Annotated in this window: 20 protein-coding genes and 2 riboswitches; of the genes, 8 read left to right on the forward strand and 12 right to left on the reverse strand. The window is 67.2% G+C overall.

The window, feature by feature from the left end; all coding sequences use genetic code 11:
- Window positions 1–58 precede the first annotated feature (58 nt).
- Window positions 59–838 (reverse strand): NYN domain-containing protein, encoded by a 780-nt coding sequence (locus tag G370_RS0111880; RefSeq protein ID WP_010481148.1) that lies wholly within the window; start codon window positions 836–838, stop codon window positions 59–61.
- 123 nt (window positions 839–961) lie between these two features.
- Between G370_RS0111880 and G370_RS0111885 the strand changes: the two genes are divergently transcribed.
- Window positions 962–2,242: an NAD(P)/FAD-dependent oxidoreductase gene (locus G370_RS0111885; RefSeq protein ID WP_019660797.1), complete on the forward strand. Its 1,281-nt coding sequence runs from the start codon at window positions 962–964 to the stop codon at window positions 2,240–2,242.
- An 81-nt stretch (window positions 2,243–2,323) separates the two neighbouring features.
- On the opposite strand, the gene G370_RS0111890 is transcribed toward G370_RS0111885, so the two are convergent.
- Window positions 2,324–2,776 (reverse strand): hypothetical protein, encoded by a 453-nt coding sequence (locus G370_RS0111890; protein ID WP_019660798.1) that lies wholly within the window; start codon window positions 2,774–2,776, stop codon window positions 2,324–2,326.
- A gap of 181 nt (window positions 2,777–2,957) precedes the next feature.
- The gene (locus G370_RS0111895) at window positions 2,958–3,233 is read right to left on the reverse strand and encodes a GIY-YIG nuclease family protein (protein WP_019660799.1); all 276 of its coding nucleotides are present in this window, start codon (window positions 3,231–3,233) and stop codon (window positions 2,958–2,960) included.
- 40 nt (window positions 3,234–3,273) lie between these two features.
- Window positions 3,274–3,363: riboswitch (glycine riboswitch) on the forward strand.
- Window positions 3,364–3,376: 13 nt separating this feature from the next.
- Window positions 3,377–3,480, forward strand: a riboswitch (glycine riboswitch).
- Between the two features lie 84 nt (window positions 3,481–3,564).
- Here G370_RS0111895 and G370_RS0111900 point away from each other — a divergent pair.
- Window positions 3,565–4,182 (forward strand): trimeric intracellular cation channel family protein, encoded by a 618-nt coding sequence (locus G370_RS0111900; protein ID WP_005411215.1) that lies wholly within the window; start codon window positions 3,565–3,567, stop codon window positions 4,180–4,182.
- Window positions 4,183–4,267: 85 nt separating this feature from the next.
- On the opposite strand, the gene G370_RS0111905 is transcribed toward G370_RS0111900, so the two are convergent.
- The 8 genes from G370_RS0111905 to G370_RS0111945 form a co-directional block, all read right to left on the reverse strand.
- Window positions 4,268–4,579: a DUF5076 domain-containing protein gene (locus G370_RS0111905; protein ID WP_019660800.1), complete on the reverse strand. Its 312-nt coding sequence runs from the start codon at window positions 4,577–4,579 to the stop codon at window positions 4,268–4,270.
- A 271-nt stretch (window positions 4,580–4,850) separates the two neighbouring features.
- Window positions 4,851–5,924 (reverse strand): 3-deoxy-7-phosphoheptulonate synthase, encoded by a 1,074-nt coding sequence (locus G370_RS0111915; protein WP_019660801.1) that lies wholly within the window; start codon window positions 5,922–5,924, stop codon window positions 4,851–4,853.
- Between the two features lie 295 nt (window positions 5,925–6,219).
- The gene (locus G370_RS0111920; protein WP_019660802.1) at window positions 6,220–6,477 is read right to left on the reverse strand and encodes a hypothetical protein; all 258 of its coding nucleotides are present in this window, start codon (window positions 6,475–6,477) and stop codon (window positions 6,220–6,222) included.
- Window positions 6,478–6,582: 105 nt separating this feature from the next.
- The gene (locus G370_RS0111925; protein WP_019660803.1) at window positions 6,583–6,921 is read right to left on the reverse strand and encodes a DUF6616 family protein; all 339 of its coding nucleotides are present in this window, start codon (window positions 6,919–6,921) and stop codon (window positions 6,583–6,585) included.
- Between the two features lie 47 nt (window positions 6,922–6,968).
- Entirely contained in the window at window positions 6,969–7,709 is a 741-nt protein-coding gene (locus tag G370_RS0111930) for a DNA alkylation repair protein (RefSeq protein WP_019660804.1), read from the reverse strand.
- Window positions 7,706–8,206 (reverse strand): MarR family winged helix-turn-helix transcriptional regulator, encoded by a 501-nt coding sequence (locus G370_RS0111935; RefSeq protein WP_026347106.1) that lies wholly within the window; start codon window positions 8,204–8,206, stop codon window positions 7,706–7,708. The genes G370_RS0111930 and G370_RS0111935 overlap by 4 nt, the downstream gene beginning before the upstream one ends.
- A gap of 198 nt (window positions 8,207–8,404) precedes the next feature.
- A complete protein-coding gene (gene groL, locus G370_RS0111940; protein ID WP_005411226.1) occupies window positions 8,405–10,054 on the reverse strand; it encodes a chaperonin GroEL in 1,650 nt (549 codons plus the stop codon).
- An 84-nt stretch (window positions 10,055–10,138) separates the two neighbouring features.
- Window positions 10,139–10,426, reverse strand: coding sequence for a co-chaperone GroES (locus G370_RS0111945; RefSeq protein ID WP_005411227.1), 288 nt, complete (start codon window positions 10,424–10,426; stop codon window positions 10,139–10,141).
- Window positions 10,427–10,738: 312 nt separating this feature from the next.
- On the opposite strand from G370_RS0111945, the gene G370_RS0111950 reads away from it, so the two are divergent.
- The 5 genes from G370_RS0111950 to G370_RS0111970 all read left to right on the forward strand — a co-directional run bounded on the left by G370_RS0111950 (window position 10,739) and on the right by G370_RS0111970 (window position 19,030).
- Window positions 10,739–12,529 carry an endonuclease gene (locus G370_RS0111950; protein WP_019660806.1) on the forward strand — a complete coding sequence of 597 codons (1,791 nt, stop codon included), beginning with the start codon at window positions 10,739–10,741 and terminating at the stop codon, window positions 12,527–12,529.
- Between the two features lie 68 nt (window positions 12,530–12,597).
- A complete protein-coding gene (gene cutA / locus G370_RS0111955) occupies window positions 12,598–12,936 on the forward strand; it encodes a divalent-cation tolerance protein CutA (RefSeq protein ID WP_019660807.1) in 339 nt (112 codons plus the stop codon).
- On the forward strand, window positions 12,933–15,317 hold the full coding sequence (locus G370_RS0111960) for a protein-disulfide reductase DsbD family protein (RefSeq protein ID WP_019660808.1): 2,385 nt from the start codon (window positions 12,933–12,935) through the stop codon (window positions 15,315–15,317). The genes cutA and G370_RS0111960 overlap by 4 nt, the downstream gene beginning before the upstream one ends.
- On the forward strand, window positions 15,314–15,877 hold the full coding sequence (locus G370_RS0111965; RefSeq protein ID WP_019660809.1) for a TlpA family protein disulfide reductase: 564 nt from the start codon (window positions 15,314–15,316) through the stop codon (window positions 15,875–15,877). The genes G370_RS0111960 and G370_RS0111965 overlap by 4 nt, the downstream gene beginning before the upstream one ends.
- A gap of 630 nt (window positions 15,878–16,507) precedes the next feature.
- On the forward strand, window positions 16,508–19,030 hold the full coding sequence (locus tag G370_RS0111970; RefSeq protein ID WP_019660810.1) for a PepSY domain-containing protein: 2,523 nt from the start codon (window positions 16,508–16,510) through the stop codon (window positions 19,028–19,030).
- 77 nt (window positions 19,031–19,107) lie between these two features.
- On the opposite strand, the gene G370_RS0111975 is transcribed toward G370_RS0111970, so the two are convergent.
- On the reverse strand, window positions 19,108–21,645 hold the full coding sequence (locus tag G370_RS0111975; RefSeq protein WP_019660811.1) for a methyl-accepting chemotaxis protein: 2,538 nt from the start codon (window positions 21,643–21,645) through the stop codon (window positions 19,108–19,110).
- A 203-nt stretch (window positions 21,646–21,848) separates the two neighbouring features.
- Between G370_RS0111975 and G370_RS0111980 the strand changes: the two genes are divergently transcribed.
- The gene (locus tag G370_RS0111980; protein ID WP_019660812.1) at window positions 21,849–22,685 is read left to right on the forward strand and encodes an arylamine N-acetyltransferase family protein; all 837 of its coding nucleotides are present in this window, start codon (window positions 21,849–21,851) and stop codon (window positions 22,683–22,685) included.
- The last annotated feature ends 27 nt before the right edge of the window (window positions 22,686–22,712 follow it).

Here is a 22,712-nt window from a genome sequence, read left to right on the forward strand (position 1 = left end):
GGTGTGTGCGTGCCGGATGCGGGATCTTGCATCCAGCGTTGCCGGCCAGCGGCCGGCACTACCGGTTCTTCTTCGGCAGCGCGCGCACGTAGGATGACTTGCCGTCCTTCTTCAGCTCGAACAGCCCGATCGCTGCCAGCAGATCACTGAGCTTGCCGTAACCGTAGTTGCGCGGATCGAACGACGCCTGGTTGCCGATCTGGCTGCCAACCGGCCCCAGATGCGACCAGCCGTCCTCGCCCTCGGCCGAGGACACCGCGCGGCGCAGCATCTTCACCAGCCGGGTATCGCTGCGCATTTCCGCACCGCTCTTGCGTGGCCGGGCATCGTCGTTGGCCACAGGCTCGTTCGATGCCTGTTCGCTGGACGCCTGTTCGGTATCCGGCACGCTGGCATGGGTCTGGCCCAGTGCTTCCAGGTAGGTGAATTTCGAGCACGCGTTGACGAACGGCTCGGGCGTTTTCTTCTCGCCGAAGCCGTACACCTTCACGCCATCGGTCAGCAGGCGCATCACCATCGGAGTGAAATCGGCATCGCTGGAGACGATGGCGAAGCCATCCAGATTGCGTGCGTAGAGCAGGTCCATGGCATCGATCACCATCGCCATGTCCGAGGCATTCTTGCCCTTGCTGTAGGCAAACTGCTGGATCGGGCGGATCGCATATTCGTGCAGCACCGCTTCCCAGCCCTTCAACCGCGGGCTCTTCCAGTTGCCGTAGGCACGGCGCACGTTGGCCACGCCGTAGCGGGCGACTTCGGCCAGGACCTCGTCGATCTTCGAGGCCGGCGCATTGTCGGCGTCGATCAACAGGGCGATGCGCTTTTCCGGTTCGCTCATGGGCTCCTCACGGGCGGTTGCCTGAACCCGAGTATCGCCGATCCGGGCAGGCGCTGACGTGACAGGTGGCCGCCGTGCGAAGATGCCAGGCGCTTCCCCCGATGCCCCCACTGGAGTGAGTCGATGAGTCGCGAGCGCGTTCCCCACCTGGTCGTTGTCGGCGGCGGTTTTGCCGGTCTCTGGGCCACCCGTGCCCTGGCCCGCGAGCGCATACGCATCACCCTGGTCGACCGCCGCAACCATCACCTGTTCCAGCCGCTGCTGTACCAGGTGGCCACCGCCGGCCTGTCCGCACCGGATATCGCCGCACCGCTGCGCCACATCCTCGGCCACCAGCGCAATGTGGAAGTCCGCCTCGGCGAAGTGGTGGCCATCGACAAGCAGGCGCGGCAGATCCGCGTGGCCGATGGCAGCACGCTGGACTACGACAGCCTGCTGCTGGCCACCGGTGCCACCCACGCCTACTTCGGCAACGACCAATGGGCCGATGATGCGCCCGGCCTGAAGACGCTGGACGATGCCATCGCGCTGCGCCGCAAGCTGCTGCTGGCGTTCGAGCGTGCCGAGGCCGAACCGGACCCGGCAAAGAAGGCGGCGTGGCTGAGTTTCGCCGTCGTCGGTGGTGGTCCCACCGGCGTCGAACTGGCCGGCACGCTGGCCGAGATCGCGCGCCACACGCTGCGCAACGAGTTCCGCCACATTGATCCGGCCAGTGCGAAAGTGCGGCTGATCGAGGCCGGGCCGCGCGTGCTGTCCTCGTTCCCGGAAGTGCTTTCGCTGAAGGCGCGCCGGCAGCTGGAAAAGCTGGGCGTGGAAGTGCTGACCGGCACCCCGGTGAGCGACATCGACAGCCAGGGCTTCACGCTCGGTGACCAGTTCGTGCCGGCACGCACGGTGGTGTGGGCCGCCGGTGTGGCCGCTTCACCGCTGGCGCGCACGCTGGAGGTGCCGCTGGACCGCGCCGGGCGCGTGCAGGTGCAACCCGACCTCACCCTGTCTGGCCACCCGGAACTGTTCGTGGCTGGCGATCTGGCCGCGCTGAACCAGGCCAATGGCAAGCCGGTGCCCGGCGTTGCCCCTGCCGCCAAGCAGATGGGCAAGTACGTGGCCGAGGTGATCCGCGCGCGCCTGCACGGCAAGCCCGAACCCGGCCCGTTCAAGTACGCGGACTACGGCAACCTAGCCACCATCGGCCGCATGGCCGCGATCGTGCACCTGGGCCGACTGCAGCTGTCGGGCGTGCTGGCGTGGTGGTTCTGGCTGGCCGCGCACGTGTTCTTCCTGATCGGCTTCCGCAACCGCATCGTGGTGCTGCTGAACTGGGCCGTGGCGTACTGGAGCTACCAGCGCAGCGCGCGCATCATCTTCGGTGATGACCGCGACGACCGGCGGCCGAAGCGGTAGGGCTGCACGCAGCGGGGTCGGATCCCTTTCCGCAGGAAAGGACTCTGACCCCGTCAACACCCTCCACGCATGGCGTCGGATCTACCGGTTCATCGGGGCACCGGACACCCACCGTTTCGACCCGGTCCGGCAGAAGTCCTCCTTCCTCGCGGTGTCGGCAATCTGCGCGGTACTCCAATGCCGGGTGATCCAGATCGTCAATGCGGTACTACTGAGATGCCAGCGCAGCATGCCGCGCTGCGGTTGCCGCCACAGGTGGCGCCGGGCAATCCAGAAGGCCTCACGCTCAACTTCAGGCACCTTCTTCATCACGTCCTTGTCGAAGAACTGGGCGGTGAAGCGCCAGGGGTTCATCGCGTGGTATCCCGCCCGTGGCTCACTGCTGCACGCAGCCACACCACTGGGCACACGGTCGGCCGGCTTCGGCCGACCGCCTGCCAATGCCAGCCCGAGCAGGTACAGCAGGCCAGGCAACAGCGCGATGCCGGCGACCAGCACGACGACGGAGATCCATGCTTTGCCGGCGGCGCGCATCGTTCACGGCGCCTTCGGTTTCGGGTACCACAGCGACGACAATGACCGACGGTCGTGCTGAAAAGCAAAGGTGGACATCCGGGTCTCCAGCGCTTGGCGCGGAGCGATCATCGCATGGCCCGGCAGCCCATCCACGCATGGCGTGAATCTACAGAACCCGGAGCCGAGCGTGGGCTCGGCTCTACAGAAGCGCAGGATCCGGGGCCTGCAGCCAGGCCAGCTTGCGTTCGCGCGGCTGCTGCTTGAGCTGCCATTCGGCCCGTGACGCGGCGGCCCGGTCCGGGTACTGGCGCACGGCCAGCACGCGCAGCGGCGGGCGGGCCCGGGTGTAGCGCGCGCCCTTGCCGGCCTGGTGGGCGGCGAAACGCGCATCCACATCTGTGCTGATGCCCGCGTAGTAGCTCCCGTCGCGGCATTCGAGCAGATACAGGAACCAGGGGCGGAGGGACGGGGCCATGCCCGGATTATGCCGTGCTGCACTGCAGCGGATATACTGGCGCCCGAATGCAGGAGAGAGGCGCCGCGCTGGCGCCCGCCGAAGGCGCAGGCTCCCATGATCGCTCAGGCCGGTGGGCTGGAATCCCACCAACCATGCATTCGACTCGCCGAGCTGGAGAGAGGTCACCGGGCACGCCCGGGGCGATCCGCCGAAGGGGCACGCGGCCCATGCCGCTGAACTCTCAGGCAAAAGGACAGCGGGAGCGGCACCGGTCATCGTCATCCCGTCATTGCGTAGGCAGTGGCGGTGGTCGCGCATGGTCGGCCCCACCGCGTCCGGAGCCTGTCCCATGCTGCTGTCCATCATCTACCTTATCGCCATTTCCGCCGAAGCCATGACCGGCGCACTGTCCGCGGGCCGCCGCCGCATGGACCTGTTCGGTGTGGTCATGATCGCCTGCGTCACCGCCCTCGGCGGCGGATCACTGCGCGACATCCTGCTCGGCCACTATCCGCTGGGCTGGGTGAAGCATCCCGAGTACCTGGGCTTCACCGTATGCGCGGCGCTGATCGCCACCTGGGTGGCACGTTGGATGCACCACTTCCGCCGCACCTTCCTGGTACTCGACGGCCTGGGCCTGATCGCCTTCACCCTGATCGGCTGCTCGATCGCGCGCGAAGCCGGCCATGCGATGCCGATCGTGCTGATCGCCGGCATGCTGACCGGCGCGTTCGGCGGCGTGCTGCGCGACATCCTCTGCAACGAGGTACCACTCATCTTCCAGAAGGAGCTGTACGCGATCATCGCGCTGCTGACCGGCGCGGCCTACCTGTTGCTGCTGCACTGGGGCGTGGCCGATGCCACCGCAATCCTGTGCTGCCTCGGCGGCGGCTTCGCGCTGCGCCTGCTGGCGATCCACTACCGCTGGGAAATGCCGAAGTTCGTGTACCACGACGAAGTGCATTGAAGTTCGCGTTCTCCACGTCGCCCAGCGCTTGTTGCCGTGTTGCGTTGGGACGCTGTCTCCAGCGCCGCGGCGCCCATCTGGTCCCTCAGTGGCGGACCACGAATCCCCCCGAGCGCCCACTGGACGGCGCCCGCAGCTCTTCATCGAATGCATCCTTGATCGCGTTGATCGCCGCGCCGCGCTCCATCCCGCCACTCACGACCAGAGCATCTGCGACATGCTGGGCGACGTCTGCCAGGATGCGTCCCCACGCATGCTCCTCTCGAATGCCAGGACGATCGCCATACAGGCCAACGTTCAGCGAAGCATGCAATCCCCGTTCGGCAATCCACACGCGGATCATCTCGATGGAATCCTCATCGCGCTGTGCGGCTTCTGGAATGATCAGTTCTTTCATGGCTGCGGCCACCAAACAGGAAGTGGCATTGTGACGTGACCTGGAGCGTACGTGGAGCGGATCTTCTACAAAGCCCCGCGCTTCGCGGGCTCGACGCTACATGAAGGCCCCATCCATCGTTCTCACCACCCCGGCGATGTACCTGGCGCTGTCGCTCATGCGCAGCGCCAGGCGCATCGCCGGTGCAGATGGGCCGGTCTCCAACTCCGACCGGCCCTGATCGCGGCCGCACCCCCGCAGGCGCTGGCCGCCATCCACACACGTGCCGCACTCAAGCGGCTTCGGACACCTTTACGTCGCGACGGGCACGCACGGCCGCGGCCAGTCGCTCCACCACCGTCACGGTGGTGTCCCAGTCGATGCAGCCATCGGTGATGCTCTGCCCGTAGACCAGCGGCTGGCCTTCCACCAGTTCCTGGCGGCCACCGACCAGATGGCTCTCGATCATCACGCCAACGATGCGCTGTTCGCCGTCTTCCAGCTGAACGGCGATGTCGTCGATCACCTTCGGCTGGTTCTCCGGATTCTTCAGGCTGTTGGCATGGCTGGCGTCGATCATCAGGCGCGCTGGCAGCTTGGCCTTGGCCAGCACCTGGCAGGCCTCGGCAACACTGCCTGCGTCGTAGTTCGGCTGCTTGCCGCCGCGCAGGATCACATGGCAGTCGGGGTTGCCGGTGGTCGACACGATGGCGGTGCCGCCCTGCTTGGTGACCGACAGGAAGTGATGCGGATTGGACGCAGCACCCACCGCGTCAGCGGCGATCTTCACGTTGCCATCGGTGCCATTCTTGAAGCCGACCGGGCACGACAACCCCGAGGCCAGCTCGCGATGCACCTGGCTTTCAGTGGTGCGTGCGCCGATCGCGCCCCATGCCACCAGGTCGGCGATGTACTGCGGCGAGATCACGTCAAGGAACTCGACACCGGCCGGCAGGCCCAGCTTGTTGATGTCGCGCAGCAGGCCGCGTGCGATGCGCAGGCCCTTGTCGATCCTGAAGCTGCCGTCCAGGTCCGGATCGTTGATCAGGCCCTTCCAGCCCACCGTGGTGCGCGGCTTCTCGAAGTACACGCGCATGACGATTTCCAGCTCGCCGGCCAGCGCATCGCGCAACGGCTTCAGGCGATGCGCGTACTCGATGGCGGCTTTCGGGTCGTGGATCGAGCACGGGCCAACCACCACCGCCAGACGGTCGTCGCGGCCGTGCAGGATCTGGTGCAGGGCCGCGCGCGAGGCGCTGACGGTGTCGGAGGCTTCGTCATCGCAGGGCAGCATCGCCAGCAGCTGGGCAGGCGGTGTCAGCGGTTCGATGGTGCGGATACGCAGGTCGTCGGTGTGCGGGGGCATTGCGGGAGATCTCCGGAACGTTGGGGGTCCCCAGCGTGGCGGCATGAAAAAAGCCGCCAGGTTCGCTGGCGGCTTTCGGGAATGCGTCTGAAGCTTTCTTCAGGGTGAGCGCAGTCCTTCCTCCGCCAGTGGCTTCGGAAAGTAATACCAGTAAAAGCTGGTGGGGGCTGCGTTCATGGGATCTATTGATAGCACAGCTTTTGCGCAGTGCAAACTGTTTCATCCGCAACTGGGGACGCGGTTCAGCGAGGTGCGCGCCGGCCCGGCCTACGCGGCGGCAACCACGCAACGTCGCTCATTTGCCATGCACTTCCACGTCCAGCAGCAGGCCTTCATGGATGTCGGCCCAGCGTTCCAGCACACGATCCAGTTCCTGCCGGGCCTCGTCCAGCTGCTCGGGGTTGAGCAGGGAACGCGCGGTGTAGAGGTCGGAAACCAACCGCCGCAGGGCCGATTCCCGGATGGCCACCGACGGCCCCTCCAGCCCCGGCAACTGCAACGCCGGGCTGTCGCCAAGAGGGCCGAACAGCGTGACCTGGAGCGTGCTCTGCATGATCGACTTCCCTGCGGATGGACATGGGCAATGCACTGTTTACCGTGTATCGGTGACAGGCGCATGTGCCGCCCATGCCGGGGATCGCAGGCCGCCGCCGTACCACTACAGCGCGGCCAGGTCGGCCAGATGCTGGCCCATGCTGTCCACCTCACCGATGGCATGGGTGGTGGTGAAGTAATCATGCCAGCCGGTGGCGGCGATCCCGGCCACCAGTGTGTCGGCCGCTTCGCGGCTGGCGCAGTGCCAGACCGCATAGAACTGCTCGCCGCTGCCACGCGGCACGGCCGTAGCGATGCGGCCCATGGCCACCGGCCTGATGCATTCCAGGTCGAAACGCTGCATGCCCTCACCGATGCGGGCGAAGAAGGCGGTGCGTTGTCCGGGCGAGAGCGCCGTCCACGCGGGGGTGGCGGTGTAGAGCTCGATGAAGGTGTGGGCCATTGCGGATCTTCCTTGAGGTTCATGGGATTGCCGGCCAGCGGCCGCCATTACCGCAGTGATCGCATGGCGCGTTTGCGGATGTAGGCGTTGGCATCGCTGTGGTGCTCGCGTTGCCAACCTGCGCACAGCCCACGCAGCCATTGCGGCTGCGTCTTGCCGGCATCGTTGAGCCAATTGCCGACGGAGTCCTGCACATAGCGCTCGGGGTCGTCGGCCAGCGCGTCCAGCAACGGCATTGCGTGTTGGGGCTGCTGCTTGAACAGCGCGATATGCGTAGCCCAGACGCCCCGGGGACGCAGCGCCTCGCAGGCGAAACGGCGCAGGTACGGCGATACTTCCTGCGTCCACGGTTGCAGGTACCCAAGCGCCTGCAGCGGTGCAGCAACTATGTCCGCGCGCAGTGCCAGCCAGGCCCATTCGCGCACGCCGAAGTGCGGGTCATCGGCCAGCGTTCGTATCGCCTGCAGCTTCCCTGCCAGGGTCGTGCCGGCGTCACTGCCGATCAGGTAGCAGGCCCAGCCACGCACCGTATCGGAGGCGTGGCCCCGCCACTGCGCGGGATCGCCCTGTCCGCTGTCGCGCAGCAGGCGGGCGGCCAATGCCATGCGCTGGGTGATGCCCTTGCCTGCGGCGTCGCGCATGCGTTGCATTGCGTCCGGTTCGAGCACAGGTGCCACGACGTGCAGCAGTTCGGCGAAATCCACCGCCAGGCACTCGGCCAGGTGGGTGGCGGCGACGCGACCGGTGCTGAGCGCACGCAGGCGTTCGGCCGCAATGGGCGCGCTCATGCAGCGGATTCCCGCCCGGCATCGGTGTGCTGCCAGACCTTGTGCAGCAACCGTGAAAGCTGCTGCTGTTCGTCGGCCTCCAACCCGTTGAACAGGCCCCCGATCCACTGCGTGTGCTGCTCGAACAGCGCCTCGGCGAGGCGTGTCCCCTGTGCGGTCAACACGATCCGCAGGCGGCGGCCATCTTCGGCATCGCCGTGGCGCTGCAGCAGGCCTTCGCGCTGCAGGCCGTCGAGCAGGCCACTGATGGTGGCGCGGGTCACGCCGGCACGCTCGGCCAGCTCATGCGGCGGCAGCGAGCCACCGGCCCCGTGCAGCAGGAACAACACGATGAAGCGGCCTTCGCTGAGGCCATGCGGTGCCAGCCGTGCGGCACAGTCGTGGTCGATGGCGGCAGACAGTGACAGCAGTTGGAAGCACAGGCGCAGCTGGGCCAGGTTTACCTCGCCGCGGCGCGCAGCTTCCTTGAGCAGAGCGGTGTGTTTTGCTTCCAGCATGCCGGCCACCATGTGATTAGGCGCCTAATCATAATCGATTTTCGCCCATGGAACCACGCTGTGCGGAGCATGCGGGGCCGGGTCCGGCCAAGTCCGCGCATCACCCAAAAAGAAAAACCCCGCCTTGCGGCAGGGTTCTTCTCTACAACGGGAAGGTATGCCGACCCAGGGCCGGCATCCCAATGCCAGGGCGAGGACTTAGAAGTCCATGCCGCCCATGCCACCCATGCCGCCCATGCCACCGGCGCCGCCCATGGCCGGCTCGTCCTTCTTCGGAGCTTCGGCCACCATGGCTTCGGTGGTGATCATCAGGCCAGCGATCGAGGCGGCGTTCTGCAGCGCCGAACGGGTCACCTTGGTCGGGTCCAGGATGCCGAACTGCAGCATGTCGCCGAACTCGCCGGTGGCCGCGTTGTAGCCGAAGCTGCCGGTGCCTTCCTTGACCTTGTTGATGATGACCGACGGCTCGTCACCGGCGTTGGCAACGATCTCGCGCAGCGGGGCTTCCATCGCACGCAGGGCAATCTGGATGCCGTGGTTCTGGTCTTCGTTGGCGCCCTTCAGACCGGCCAGCGCGGTGATCGCGCGGACCAGGGCAACACCGCCTCCCGGGACCACGCCTTCTTCAACGGCTGCACGGGTGGCGTGCAGGGCGTCGTCGACGCGGTCCTTCTTTTCCTTCATCTCGATTTCGGTCGAGGCGCCGACCTTGATCACGGCAACACCGCCGGCCAGCTTGGCCACGCGTTCCTGCAGCTTCTCGCGGTCGTAATCGGAGGAGGTGTCCTGGATCTGGGTCTTGATCTGCGCCACGCGTGCATCAACGTTGGCCTTGTCGCCGACGCCGTCGATGATGGTGGTGTTCTCCTTGGAGACCTGCACCTTCTTGGCGCGGCCCAGGTCCTTGATGGTGGCCTTTTCCAGCGACAGGCCGACTTCTTCGGAGATCACGGTGCCGCCGGTCAGCACGGCCATGTCTTCCAGCATCGCCTTGCGACGGTCGCCGAAGCCCGGGGCCTTGACGGCCACGACCTTGACGATGCCACGGATGGTGTTGACCACCAGGGTCGCCAGCGCTTCGCCTTCGACTTCCTCGGCCACGATCAGCAGCGGCTTGCCGGCCTTGGCGACGCCTTCCAGCACCGGCAGCAGGTCACGGACGTTGGAGATCTTCTTGTCGTGCAGCAGGATGAACGGGTCATCCAGGTCAGCGGTCTGCGACTGCTGGTTGTTGATGAAGTACGGCGACAGGTAGCCGCGGTCGAACTGCATGCCCTTGACCACGTCCAGCTCGTTGTCCAGGCCCGAGCCTTCTTCAACGGTGATGACGCCTTCCTTGCCGACTTCCTTCATCGCGTCAGCGATGATCTGGCCGATCGACTCGTCCGAGTTGGCCGAGATGGTACCGACCTGGGCAATCGCCTTGTCGTCGGCGGTCGGCTTGGAGATGTTCTTCAGCTCGGCGACGGCGGCCGACACGGCCTTGTCGATACCGCGCTTGAGGTCCATCGGGTTCATGCCGGCGGCCACGGCCTTGGCACCTTCGCGGATCAGGGCCTGGGCCAGCACGGTGGCGGTGGTGGTGCCGTCGCCGGCGTCGTCGTTGGTGCGCGAAGCAACTTCCTTCACCATCTGCGCGCCCATGTTCTCGAACTTGTCAGCCAGTTCGATTTCCTTGGCGACGGAGACGCCGTCCTTGGTGATGGTCGGGGCGCCGAAGCTCTTTTCCAGCACGACGTTGCGGCCCTTCGGGCCCAGGGTGGCCTTGACGGCATTGGCGAGAACGTTGACGCCGCGCACCATGCGCGAACGGGCATCTTCACCGAAACGGATATCCTTGGCAGCCATGTGCAGTTACCTCATCTGGTAGCGCCGGGCCATGCCCGGCGGCTGGGTGTTGGAATCAGGGGATGGAACAGGTCGCGCCGGGGCTCAGCCGATGACGGCGAGCACGTCGTCTTCGCGCAGGACCTTGTATTCGACGCCTTCGCTCTTGTACGAGCTGCCGGCGTACTGGCCGTAGATGACCTTGTCGCCGACCTTCAGCGACGGCGCGCGCACGTTGCCGTTGTCCAGCGGCTTGCCCGGGCCGACGGCCACGACCTCACCCTTGGTGGACTTTTCCTTGGCCGAGTCGGGGATGACGATGCCACCGGCGGAGATTTCGTCGGCTTCGATCGGCTTGACCACAACGCGGTCGTGCAGCGGCTTGATGCTCATAGGAGACCTCTTAAGTGATTGATTGGTCTAAAAAAGTCCGGCGATGTTAGCACTCGCCCCAGGCGAGTGCCAGAACCGCACGTGAAGAAACCCGACAACGTCGGGAGCAGGGCAGAGATGGAGCCCCGCCGCCCCCTTTCAAGGGCCGAATGAAAAAAATTTTTCCACCCGCGCGCCTCGGCCAGGGCGTCGGTCCAGATCAATTTCGGTGACAAGCGTCGCACTGTCAGACATCTGACGTTCATTTACGACAAAGTGTCACTGGATCGGCCTTAGGCTCGGTCCGGCATTCCCAATCACAAGGAGGAGTCGATGCGATTGCTGTCCCCGCTTGCCGCTGCCTGCCTGCTGGCGCTGGCCGCTGCGCCGGCCCAGGCCGAGGTCTTCATCAACGAACTGCACTACGACGACAGCACCGCCGCCGGTGACGTCGGCGAAGCGATCGAGGTCGTAGCCACTGCCGGTGAGGACCTGTCCGGCTACCGCCTGTACCTCTACAACGGCAGCAATCCGTCCGCCGCCACCGTCTATGCCAACAACCCGGTCCCGGCCGGCACCGCCGCCGGCTGCGGCAGCGCCACCATCGCCGTGGTCAGTTACCCGACCAACGGGATCCAGAACGGCCCGACCGACGGCATCGCCCTGGTCGATGCCAGTGGCAAAGTGGTCCAGTTCCTCAGCTATGAGGGCGCCATCACCGCCTCCGGTGGCCCTGCCGCCGGCATGACCAGCCAGAACATCCCGGTAGCCGAGACCAACAGCACCGCGCCGGGCACCTCGTTGCAGCTGACCGGCAGCGGCAGCCAGTACACCCACTTCACCTGGGCCGAATCGGCCGGCCAGACCTTCGGCAGCTGCAACAACGGCCAGACTTTCAGCGGCGGTGGCACGCCAGGCCCGAACACGCCGCCGTCGGTGTCCACCACCACCCCGGCGCAGGGCAGCAGCACCTTCCCGGCTGCGGCCGATCTGGAAGTGGTGTTCAGCGAAACCGTGAACCTGGCCAGCGGCGCGTTCGCGCTGAGCTGCGGCACCTCCGGCAGCGTGCCGCTGACCTTCCCGGCCAGCGGCCGCAGCGTGAAGCTGTCCACCAACACCGCGCTGGTGGCCGGTGAAGCCTGCCGCTTCGACATCCGCGCCGCGCGCATCACCGACCTGCTGGGCGCGCACCCGGCCGCCGACAGCCGCATCGCCTTCACCGTGGCCAGCACCGGCGGCAATCCGGACCCGGGCAACCCGGGCGTGCCGGCCGGCTACTACTCCAGGGTCAACACCAGCAGCCCCAGCCAGCTGCGCTGCTCGCTGCACGCCACCATCAAGGGCCATACCGCCTACCCGTACAGCGGCTCGGGCACCAATACCTGGACCATCCTGGAAATCGCCGACGAGGATCCGAACAACCCGAACCGCATCCTCGATGCCTACCGCAACCGCAGCTACGCCAAGGTCAGTGATCGTGCGGGCACCGGCAGCGGCCTGACCTACAACCGCGAGCACACCTGGCCGAACTCGCTGGGCTTTGCCAGCACCACCGGCGACAAGGGCCTGCCCTACGCGCCGTACACCGATACCCACATGCTGTACCTGACCGACGCGCAGTGGAACGCCGACCGCGGCAACAAGCCGTTCGGCAGGTGCGATGCCAGCTGCGGTGAGCGTGCCACCGAAGCCAACAATGGGCAGGGCGGCGGCAGTGGTGGCTATCCGGGCAACTCCAACTGGGTGCGCACGCCGGACGGCAACACCGGCACGTTCGAGGTGTGGGGCAAGCGCAAGGGCGACATGGCGCGCGCGGTGATGTACATGGCGATCCGCTATGAGGGTGGCAAGGATGCGGCCACCGGTCAGTCCGAGCCGGACCTGGAGCTGACCGACGACCGCAGCAGGATCGTCAAGACCAGCAGTTCGCCGGCCTACATGGGCCTGCTGTCGACGCTGATCGACTGGCACCTGTCCGATCCGCCGGATGATGCCGAGCGTGCCCGCAATGACGTGGTCTACAGCTTCCAGGGCAATCGCAACCCGTTCATCGACCACCCCGAGTGGGCGACCCCGGCCCTGTTCACCTCGGCCAAGCCAGCCACCTGCCAGCTGGCCAACTGACCGCGCAACGCTGCGGTCCACTGCCGCCGCCGGGCCCTGACCCGGCGGCGGCCCTATACTCGACGGTCATGTCGACCGTCGATCCCGTCCTGCTGCTGTTGACCACCTGCCCGGACCGGGCCAGTGCCGAGCGCATCGCGCACGCGCTGGTAGGCGAGCGCTTGGCGGCGTGCGTGACCCGTCTCGACGGCGCACAGTCGACCTACCGCTGGCAGGGCGAGGTGACCACCGACGCGGAGCTGCAGCTGCTGGTGAAAACCACCTCGAGCCGCGTCGATGACGCAATCGCCCGGATCGTCGAACTGCATCCGTATGAACTCCCGGAGTGCATCGCGGTCGAAACCCGGGCCGGCCTGCCGGCGTATCTGGATTGGATCCGGGCACAGACCCGGGAGGACACTGATTGAAGACTCTGTTTGCGCGTGGCGCTGCCTTGTGCGCCCTGTTGTGCCTTTCGCTGCCCGCCTTCGCCCTGGATGAGAAAGACCTGCTGCCGGTGGACCAGGCGTTCGCATTGACCGCCACTGCCCCCGAACGTGGCCAGGTGCAGCTGCAGTTCAAGATCGCGCCAGGCTATTACCTGTATCGCCACCGCACCAGCGTCAAAGCCGACCCGGCCTTCAATGCCGGCGCGCTGCAGATGCCCAAGGGCGACAAGCACCACGACGATTTCTTCGGCGAGGTCGAGACCTATCGCGAGCGCCTGCTGGCCACCCTGCCCGGCACGCCGACCGACGCTGCCGGCACCATCAGCCTGGAAGTGCGTTATCAGGGCTGCGCCGATGCCGGTGTCTGCTACCCGCCGCAGAAGCGCGTGGTGCAGGTCACCCTGCCGGGCGCCGGTGCGGCGGCGGCGGTGCCTGCCGCGCGTGCCGGTGCGGCCAGCCCGTTCAATAACCCGCTGGCCGGTGCCGGCAACAGCGGTGGCCTGCGCCTGCCGGGCGCGGCCAACAACAGCCAGGCCCTGCCGCTGCCGTCGGAACAGGCGTTCGGCTTCGATGCCATCGCCAGCGACGGCAACACCCTGCTGCTGCGCTTCAGCCCAGCGCCCGGCTATTACCTGTATCGCGACCGCACCTCGCTGAAGCTGGAAGGCAGCGCCGGCGTGCTGGCCGGCAAGCCGCGCTGGCCAGCCGCGCAATCGCATCGCGACGAGCACTTCGGCGATGTCTCGGTCTACTTCAACCAGGTGGAAGTACCGCTGCCGCTGCGCCGCGCTGTCACTGATGCCGTCGACAGCACCCTGGTGGTGACCTTCCAGGGCTGCCAGACCGATGGCATCTGCTACCCGCCGATGACCCGCCGGGTGAAGCTGTCGATTCCGGCCGGCAAGGTCAGCGCCAGCGCCGACCAGGCGCCAGCGCGCAATGACGTGATCAACCCGCTGCCTGCTGCCAACGGTGCACCGCGCGAAGCCGCCAACGGCGCCCCGCTGCGCCTGCTGCCAACCGTGCCCAACACGGATGCAGCGGCACCGGCCGCCGCAGGTGGCGCCACCGCCAGCAGTGAATTCGCCACCGATGCACAGGGCGACAATGCGCTGCGCACGCGTCCGCCGGTGACGACGCCGAATCCTGATCGTTCGTTCGTCTGGGTCCTGCTGCTGGCGCTGGCCGGTGGCCTGGTACTGAACCTGATGCCCTGCGTGCTGCCGATCCTCTCGCTGAAGGTGCTGAGCCTAGCGCAGAGCGGCGAAAGCGCGCAGCGCGCACGCAGCCACGCGCTCTGGTACACGCTGGGCGTGCTGGTCGCGTTCGCCGTGATCGGCGCGTTGATGGTCGGCCTGCGCGCGATCGGCAATGCCGTCGGCATCGGCTTCCAGCTGCAGCACCCGGGTGTGGTGGCGGCGCTGGCCTACATCATGTTCGCGGTAGGCCTGAGCCTGTCCGGCGTGTTCACCCTGGGCGGCGGCATCGGCAATCTGGGCCAGTCGCTGGCCAGCCGCAGCGGCCCGGCCGGTGACTTCTTCACCGGTGCGCTGGCCTGCGTGGTCGGCAGTGCCTGCGTCGGCCCGTTCATGGGTGGCGCGATCGCCTACGCGTTCATTGCCCCGCCGCTGAAGGCGATGACCGTGTTCCTGTTCCTCGGCCTGGGCCTGGCGCTGCCGTTCCTGCTGATCGGCTTCGTGCCGGCGCTCGCACGCCGCCTGCCCAAGCCGGGCCCGTGGATGGAAACGCTCAAGCACGTGCTGGCCTTCCCGATGTATGCCACCGCGCTGTGGCTGCTGTGGGTGCTGGGCAAGCAGCGTGGCGTGGATGGCATGGCGCTGGTGCTGGGTGGCCTGCTGCTGCTGGCGTTCGGCCTGTGGCTGTTCGAGCGCAACCGCTGGACCGGCTCGCGTGCGGTGACACTGCTGGGCGTACTGCTGGCGATCGGCGCGCTGGTGCCGGCCTGGGGTGTGACCCAGCTCGCACCGCCGGCGCGGGCCGCACAGGCCGCCAGCGACAACGTGGTCGAGTATTCACCGCAGTTGCTGGACCGCCTGCGCGCCGACAACCGCGTGGTGTTCGTCAACATGACCGCCGACTGGTGCGTAAGCTGCAAGGCCAACGAGCGCGCGGTGCTGTCGCGGCCGGAATTCAAGGAACTGCTCAAGCGCACCAACGCGGTGTACATGCGCGGCGACTACACCAATGTCGACCCGCAGATCACCACGTTCCTGGAAGAGCACAAGGCCGTCGGCGTGCCACTGTACGTCGTGTACGGCCCCGGCGCGCCGCCGACCGTGCTGCCGACCCTGCTGACCCTGGCGGTGGTGGAGGAAGCGCTGCTGCGCACCGCACGATGAAGTGGCAACGGCCAGCGCTGCTGTGGACAGCGGTGCTGGCCGCCGGCCTTGGCCTGTGGGCCGGCCATCGATTGACACCGGCGCCGGTGGCGCCTGAGGCCGTGCCGGGAGCGCCTGCTGTGGCGGCTGCCGCACCCACCCTGCAGGTCGGCGACAGCCTGCCCGCACTGTCGCTGCCGGATCTTGAAGGCCGGCCGCTGGACCTGCGCCAGCACGCTGGCGGTCGCCCGCTGTTGATCAATGTCTGGGCCAGCTGGTGCGCGCCCTGCGTTGAAGAAATGCCCGAACTGGCGCGTTTCGCACATGTCCAGGGCGAGCACGGTGTGCAGGTGCTGGGACTGGCGCTGGATACGCCGGAGGACGTGCGCCGTTTCCTGCAGCGGGTACCGGTGGATTACCCGATCGTGATCGAGACCCCGGGGCCGCGCGATGCCAGCGTGCAGCTGGGCAATACACAGGGCCTGCTGCCCTACAGCGTGCTGTTCGATGCACAGGGGCGGCTGGTGAAAGCGAAGCTGGGGCCGTTCGCCCACGGCGAGATCGACAGCTGGGTGAAGTGAGGGTGTTTTTTTGCAGGGCTTGCAGCCCTGCACCCTGCTCAATGCAACGGCAACGGCCAGAGCCAAAGCCAAAGCGGGCTTTCCGTGGGATGGCGGGGCGCTGTGGCTGTGCAGGACACGCCGTAAACCCGTCCATGGGGGCTCGATGGCGCCATCCATGGCGCCAACGGTCCTGCACAGCCACACCGCCCCACCTTCGACAGATTCCGCCGGCTGTTGGTAGGTGTCGACCTTGGTCGACACATCTGTCAGATATCGAATGAAATTCCGGGGTCAGATCCGTTTTCCTACGGAAAACGGATCTGACCCCAAGAGTATTTCCGACAGATCGCGGAAATCTGTCGAAGGCGGGGTGGGTCCGGTTGAGGGGGCGTGAGCCGCATGGATGCGGCGACCGAGCTTACATGGACGTACCTGCAGCGTCCCCCTCAACCGGACCCACCCCGCCAACCCACGGAAAGCCAGCTTTTGACGTTGACGTTGCTCCGGCTTGTAGCGGGTGCAGGGCTGCAAAGCCCTGCAACAAAACCCTCCTTGACCGTAGCCCGTCCGCCACGGAGAATTCCGCGATTAATTCTCATTTGCTGTTGCGCAGGATGCGGGCGGCAGCCTTCGGGGCCCCCTCCTTCGATGTTCAAGAACGTCCTGTTCCAACTGCACTGGCTGCTGGGCATCACCGCCGGCGCCGTACTGGCCGTGATGGGCCTCAGCGGCGCCGTGCTGTCCTTCGAGGATGAGCTGCTGCGAGCGGCCAACCCCGGCTTCGCCGAGATCGCTGAACACCATGCTGATGGCCAGCTTCCGCTCGAACTCAGCGAACTGGCAACGCTGCTGCAGGCCGGCGGTGATCGCCCCCTGCAGCGCCTGCGCGTGGATGCCACCGGCCAGCGACCGTCGGTGGCGCGCTTTGCTGGCGGCAAGGAACACTGGGTGTACTTCGACCCCTACAGCGGTGAGCGCTTCAGCGCCCTGCGCGGGCAGGCGCTCTTTGACTTCGTCGAGGACCTGCATCGGCATCTTGCCGCCGGTGAGCGCGGCAAATGGATCACCGGCAGCTGCGCCATCGCCCTGCTGTTCTTCACCTTGTCCGGGCTCTACCTGCGCTGGCCACGACGCTGGTGGCACTGGCGCAGCTGGCTGGCAGTGGAGTGGAAGCGCAGTGGACGCGGCTTCCTGTGGAGCCTGCACTCCGTGGCCGGCACCTGGGTGCTGTTGATCTACCTGATGAGTGCGCTGACCGGCCTGTGGTGGTCCTTCGACTGGTACCGCAGCGCCGCCAACACCCTGCTGGGCGTCGCACCGGCCGCCAAACACAAGGTCGCCGCCGACGCCACCCTGGACCTGGAGCGCATCGAAGCCACGCTGTATGCGCTGCCCGGCGTGCGCACCGGCTACATCGACCTGCGTCTGCCGGAGAAACCGGGGCAGGTACTGAATGTGCGCGTGATGGCCGGTGACCCGTCGCAGCGCGGTGGGCGGCATGACCGCGCGCACGATCTGCTGCAGCTGGATCCGGCCAGCGGGGCCATCCTCGATTCACGCCCCTACGCGCGCCAGGGCACCGGGGGACAGCTGGCCACCAGCGTGTTCGCATTGCACTCGGGCAGTTACTTCGGCATGCCCGGGCGGGTGGTGGTGATGCTCAGCAGCCTGGGCATGAGCCTGTTCTTCATCACTGGCTGGTTGCTGTACCTGGACCGGCGCCGCAGCCAGCGCGATGCGCGCGGGCTGCGCAAGTCGCTACCAGCAACACCTGCAGATGGCGATGGCACGCCGTGGCTGGTGGTGCATGCCAGCCAGAGCGGACTGGGCGAACAACTCGCATGGCGCGCTGCCGCGCAGCTGCAAGCAACCGGCCATGCAGTGCAGGTTCTGCCGCTGGCCCGCGTCGATGCCGCGCGGCTGGCACGCACCGCACAGGCATTGTTCGTGCTGAGCACCTTTGGTGATGGCGAACCTCCGGATGCGGCGCGGGGCGCTGCGCGACGGCTGCTGGCACAAGCGCCGGATCTGTCGGGCCTGCAGTTCGGCCTGCTCGCCCTGGGTGACCGCCAGTACCCGCATTACTGCGCCTTTGGCCGCCAATTCGATGGCTGGCTGCTGGGCAACGGGGCACGTGCGCTGTTCGAGCGCATCGATGTCGATGCCGCTGCGATACCGGCGCTGCGCCAGTGGCAGCAACATCTAGGCGCGCTGACCGGCATCGCCACCGATGACAGCGTGCTGCCGGCGGCCACGCAGATGCACGAGTGGCGCCTGCTCGGCCGTGACCGCCTCAATCCAGGCAGCGTGGGCGGCGCCATCTGGCGCATCCGTCTTGCGCCACCGGCCGATGTGCAGTGGCAGGCGGGCGACATCCTGCACATCGCGCCCCGCCACAACGCGCGGCACGCCGTTGCGGTGCTGAAGGCACATGGGCTGGATCCCCAGCAGCCGCTGCTGATTGACGGCCAGCCGCGCACGCTGTTGGCGCTGGCCAGCGAGCGCGAACTGCCCGATGCCGATGCTGCGCTGGCGGTGCAGGATGCCTGCCTCTGGCTGGCAGGGCTGCCACTGCTGCCGGGGCGCGAGTACTCCATCGCATCCTGTACGGATGACGGTGCGGTCGAACTGGTGGTACGGCTGGTCCATGACGAAACCGGACGCACCGGCCTGGGTTCTGGCTGGCTGTCGCTGCATGCGCCGGTCGGTGCCAGCATCGTGGCCCGCGTGCACCGCAACCCCGGTTTCCATCGCATTGGCGGTGCGCCGATGGTGCTGATCGGCAATGGCACCGGCATCGCGGGCCTGCGCAGCCTGCTGCGCGAAGCCGCGCATGCAGGTGAGCACGGGCACTGGCTGCTGTTCGGCGAACGCCAGCGCGCGAACGACTTCCTGTTCGCCGATGAGATCGAAGCGTGGCAGGGCGATGGCCATCTCGCGCGGGTGGACCTGGCGTTCTCGCGCGATGGTAAGGGCGGCTATGTGCAGGATCGCCTGCGTGCAGCAGCCGATGCCCTGCGCGACTGGATGCAGCGTGGTGCGGTCATCCACGTCTGCGGTTCGCTGCTGGGCATGGCCGAAGGCGTGGACCAGGTGCTGCGCGAAGCGCTGGGTGATGAAGAAGTGGAAACGCTGCTGGAGACCGGGCGCTACCGTCGCGACGTGTATTGAGCCACAAGGGTAGTACCGGCCGCCGGCCGGCATGATCAGGGGCGTGCCGGCCAGCGGCCGGCACTACCGGAGCACGATCAGGCCGCAGCGCGCGCCTGTGGCATCGACTGCAACTGGAACGCGCCCACCGCTTCGGTCAGCGCGTGTACCTGCGCCTGCATCTGCGCGGTGGAGGCACCAGCCTCTTCCACCAGGCTGGCGTTGCGCTGGGTGCTGGCTTCCATCTGCACGATGGTCTGCTTCACCTGCGCGATGCCGGCATGCTGGTCCTGCGATGCACTGCGGATACCGGCCAGCAGTTCGGCCAGCTGCTGCACGCTGCCAACGATCTCGCCCATCGTGATGCCCGCCTGCTCGGCCTGCTGGTTGCCCTGGCCAACACGCGCCACCGAATCCTCGATCAGTCCTTTGATCTGCTTGGCCGCTTCGGCACTGCGCTGGGCCAGCAGGCGCACTTCCGCAGCCACCACGGCGAAGCTGCGGCCCTGCTCACCTGCGCGCGCAGCTTCCACCGCGGCATTCAGCGCGAGGATGTTGGTCTGGAAAGCGATGCCATCGATCAGCTGGGTGATGTCGCCGATCCGCCGCGAGGCCTCGCTGATGCCATGCATGGTTGCGACCACCTGGCCGACGGCCTCGCCACCGCGCTGGGCCACCGCGGCCGCCCCCTGCACCAGGGCATCGGCGCGGCCCGCGGCATCGGCATTGCGGCCAACGGTGTCGGTCAACTCGTGCATCGACGCTGCCGTCTCTTCCAGGTTGGCCGCCTGCTGTTCGGTACGCTGCGACAGATCATGGTGACCGGCAACGATCTCACCCACACCGGTGTCGAGGCTGGACGTCGCCTGCTGGATGCGGGTGACGATGCGGCCCAGTTGCGCGACCGTGGCGTTGGCATCGTCACGCATGCGTGCGAACACGCCCTGCAGCTCACCTTCCATGCGCACGCTGAGGTCACCACGGGCCAGCGCCGCCAGAAGCGCCTGCAGATCGCCGAGGTTGGTCTCGAAGGTCGCCAGCAGGCGGTTGATGCTGGTCGACAACGTACGCACGAAGCCCTGTTTTCCCTCCAGCGCGATGCGGCCGTGCAGGTCGCCATGTGCGGCGGCGTCGACCAGTGCTGCCACTTCGGTTTCCAGCAGCGTTTCCAGCGCGCGGCTGCGCCACTCCACTGCCACGCCGAGGAAATGCCCTTCGTCGGTGATGGCATTGGCGATCAGCTGGTAGCGCACGCCGGCATGGCCGATCTCGCGCTCCTCGCTCTGGCGTACGCCGGCCAGGCTGGCCAACGCCGGATGCAGGCGTACCGCGTCGCTGCCCACCAGCGCTTCGTTCGTCAGTTCAAGCAGCTGCAGCAATGCCGGGTTGGCGTAGGCGACCTGCCCTTCCGCATCGATCACCATCAGGCCGGTCTGCGCGCTGTCCAATGCCTGGCGCACGCGGGTGTTGCCGCGGGCCACCGCACGCTCGATCTCGATGCGCGCGCGCAGGCGCTGCTGCATGTCGACCAGGCGCTGGGCCAGTTGGCCGATCTCGTCGTTGGCGTTGTAGACGCGCAGGGTGGTGTCGAGGCGGTCGTCGGCGATGTCGCTGGCGAAGCGCAGGGTGTCCTGGATCGGCCGGCGCACCGCACGCAGCACCAGCGCCAGGCTGGTGATCAGCACGCCGGCCACCAGCAGCAGGGTCAGTGCGAACAGCACGCTCATGGTGCGCGCGCCGGCCTGCTGGCGTGCCTGCGCCGTGGCCAGCGCCGCCACCTGTGCCTGCTGGAATGCGGCCAACGCCGGCGCTACGCCCGCGGCGGTATCCAGCAGCGACTGCGCTTCCACATCCAGGCCGACGCGGGCAGCGGCATACCCCAGCAATGCGGCCTGATACGCCTCCATCCCGGTGCGCAGGGTGTCCTGCACATCCGCAGGCAGGCCCGCCAGCGCGAGGTCGAACGGCAGCTTCTCCTCGCTGGCGCGGTCGGCGTGGGTGGAATCACCGTCGAGCAGCAGCAGTGCCTCCTGCCTTCGCATCTTCTGCAGGGACAGCGCCAGCGCGGGCCGCTGCTGCACATCCACCTGCGCCTGCAGGGTGTCGGCGGCCTGCTGCAGCTGCGCAGCGAGGCCGGCATCACCACGGCCCATCTCGTCGACCCGTTCGAACAGGGCGGCCACACCCTGCGAGAACGCGTCGGCGGCTTCGGTCAGCGCCTGCAGAGCCTTGCGCCGGCCAGCATCCATCGGCATCGCGCGCAGCGCCTGCAGATCGGTCTGCAACGCCTTCTGCGTGGCCAACAGCTGCGCGCGGTCGGCATCATCGAAACTGCGTGCATACTGGGCCTGCAGGCGACGCGCTTCGGCCACCCGCGTGGACAGGCTGGCAGCCAGATCGCTGCCGCGCTGGTAGCTGGCCTGGCTGCGCGCAGCCAGTGCGTTGGCATGGCCAGTCCAGGCGTAGACAGCAGCGATCGCCACCAGGCCCAGGCCGCAGATCCACAGTGTGGCCTTGAGCTTGTTGGCCACGCTGAGCCGATGTGGCTGCAGCCAGCGCAGCAGCCCGGGGGACGCCGAGTGCAACGCAGCAAGGCGCGTGCGCAGGCACCGGAGGTGGGGGACAACGGCCGACATGACAGACTCCAGGCGGAAAGACGCATCTGTATCGGCCTGACTCAGGACAACTTTAGGGCGCTCCTGGTCCACTCCCACCGATTGCTGGCGGACGCGGCCTTTGTACCCGGCACAGGCGACAGGGGGATGACACCCGCGCAATGCTTGACCTCAACCCCGGTTGGGGGAGCACAGTAGATCTCCCTCCCCCGCCCGGCGCGCGCATGACGACGCTCGATGTCCCCCGCTACCTGCAACGCCTGCAGCTGGATGCACCGCCACCGCTGACGCTGGCGGGCCTGACCCTGCTGCAGCAGCACCACAACGCACTGCTGCCGTTCGAAACCCTCAGCTGCCTGCTGCGCGATGCAGTACCGATCGACCTGGACAGCGTGCAGCGCAAGCTGCTCGACGACCGTCGTGGCGGCTACTGCTTCGAACTCAATGGCGGCCTGCTGGCACTGCTGCAGGCGCTGGGCTTCGATGCACAGCCGTTGAGCGCGCGCGTGCTGCTGGCCGCCCAGGACGGCGAACTGACCGCACGCACCCACCTGCTGCGCGTGCAGGTGGACGGTGATGACTGGCTGGTGGATGCCGGTTTCGGCAGCCTGACCCCGACCGTGCCGCTGCGCCTGCATGATCCGCAGCCACAGGCCACGCCGCACGAGCGCTACCTGCTGCGCCGACTGCCTGGCAACGGTGATTTCGTGCTGTCGGCCGAGTCCCACGATGGCTGGCGGGCGATGTATCGGTTCGACCTGCAGGCGCCGGCACCAATCGACAACGTGGTGGGCAACTGGTACGTGTGCACCCATCCCGATTCCAGCTTCCCCGGCCAGCTGCGCGCATCGCTGACCGCGCCGGACTGGCGCCGCACGATCGGCAGCGGCAACTACACCGAGTACCGCCCCGGCCAGGTACCGGACAAGCGTCCGCTGCACGATGTTGCCGACGTGCGCGGGGTACTGCAGCAACGCTTCGGCATGCAGTTGCCCGGAGACCCGCGGCTTGACCCAGCGATCAATGACTGGCTGCAGCGCTCACGCGCCGCAACCTTGTAGCGCCGAGCCCATGCTCGGCTGAGCTTG

It is taken from the genome of Stenotrophomonas hibiscicola ATCC 19867, assembly GCF_000382065.1.
Classification (GTDB): Bacteria; Pseudomonadota; Gammaproteobacteria; order Xanthomonadales; family Xanthomonadaceae; genus Stenotrophomonas; species Stenotrophomonas hibiscicola.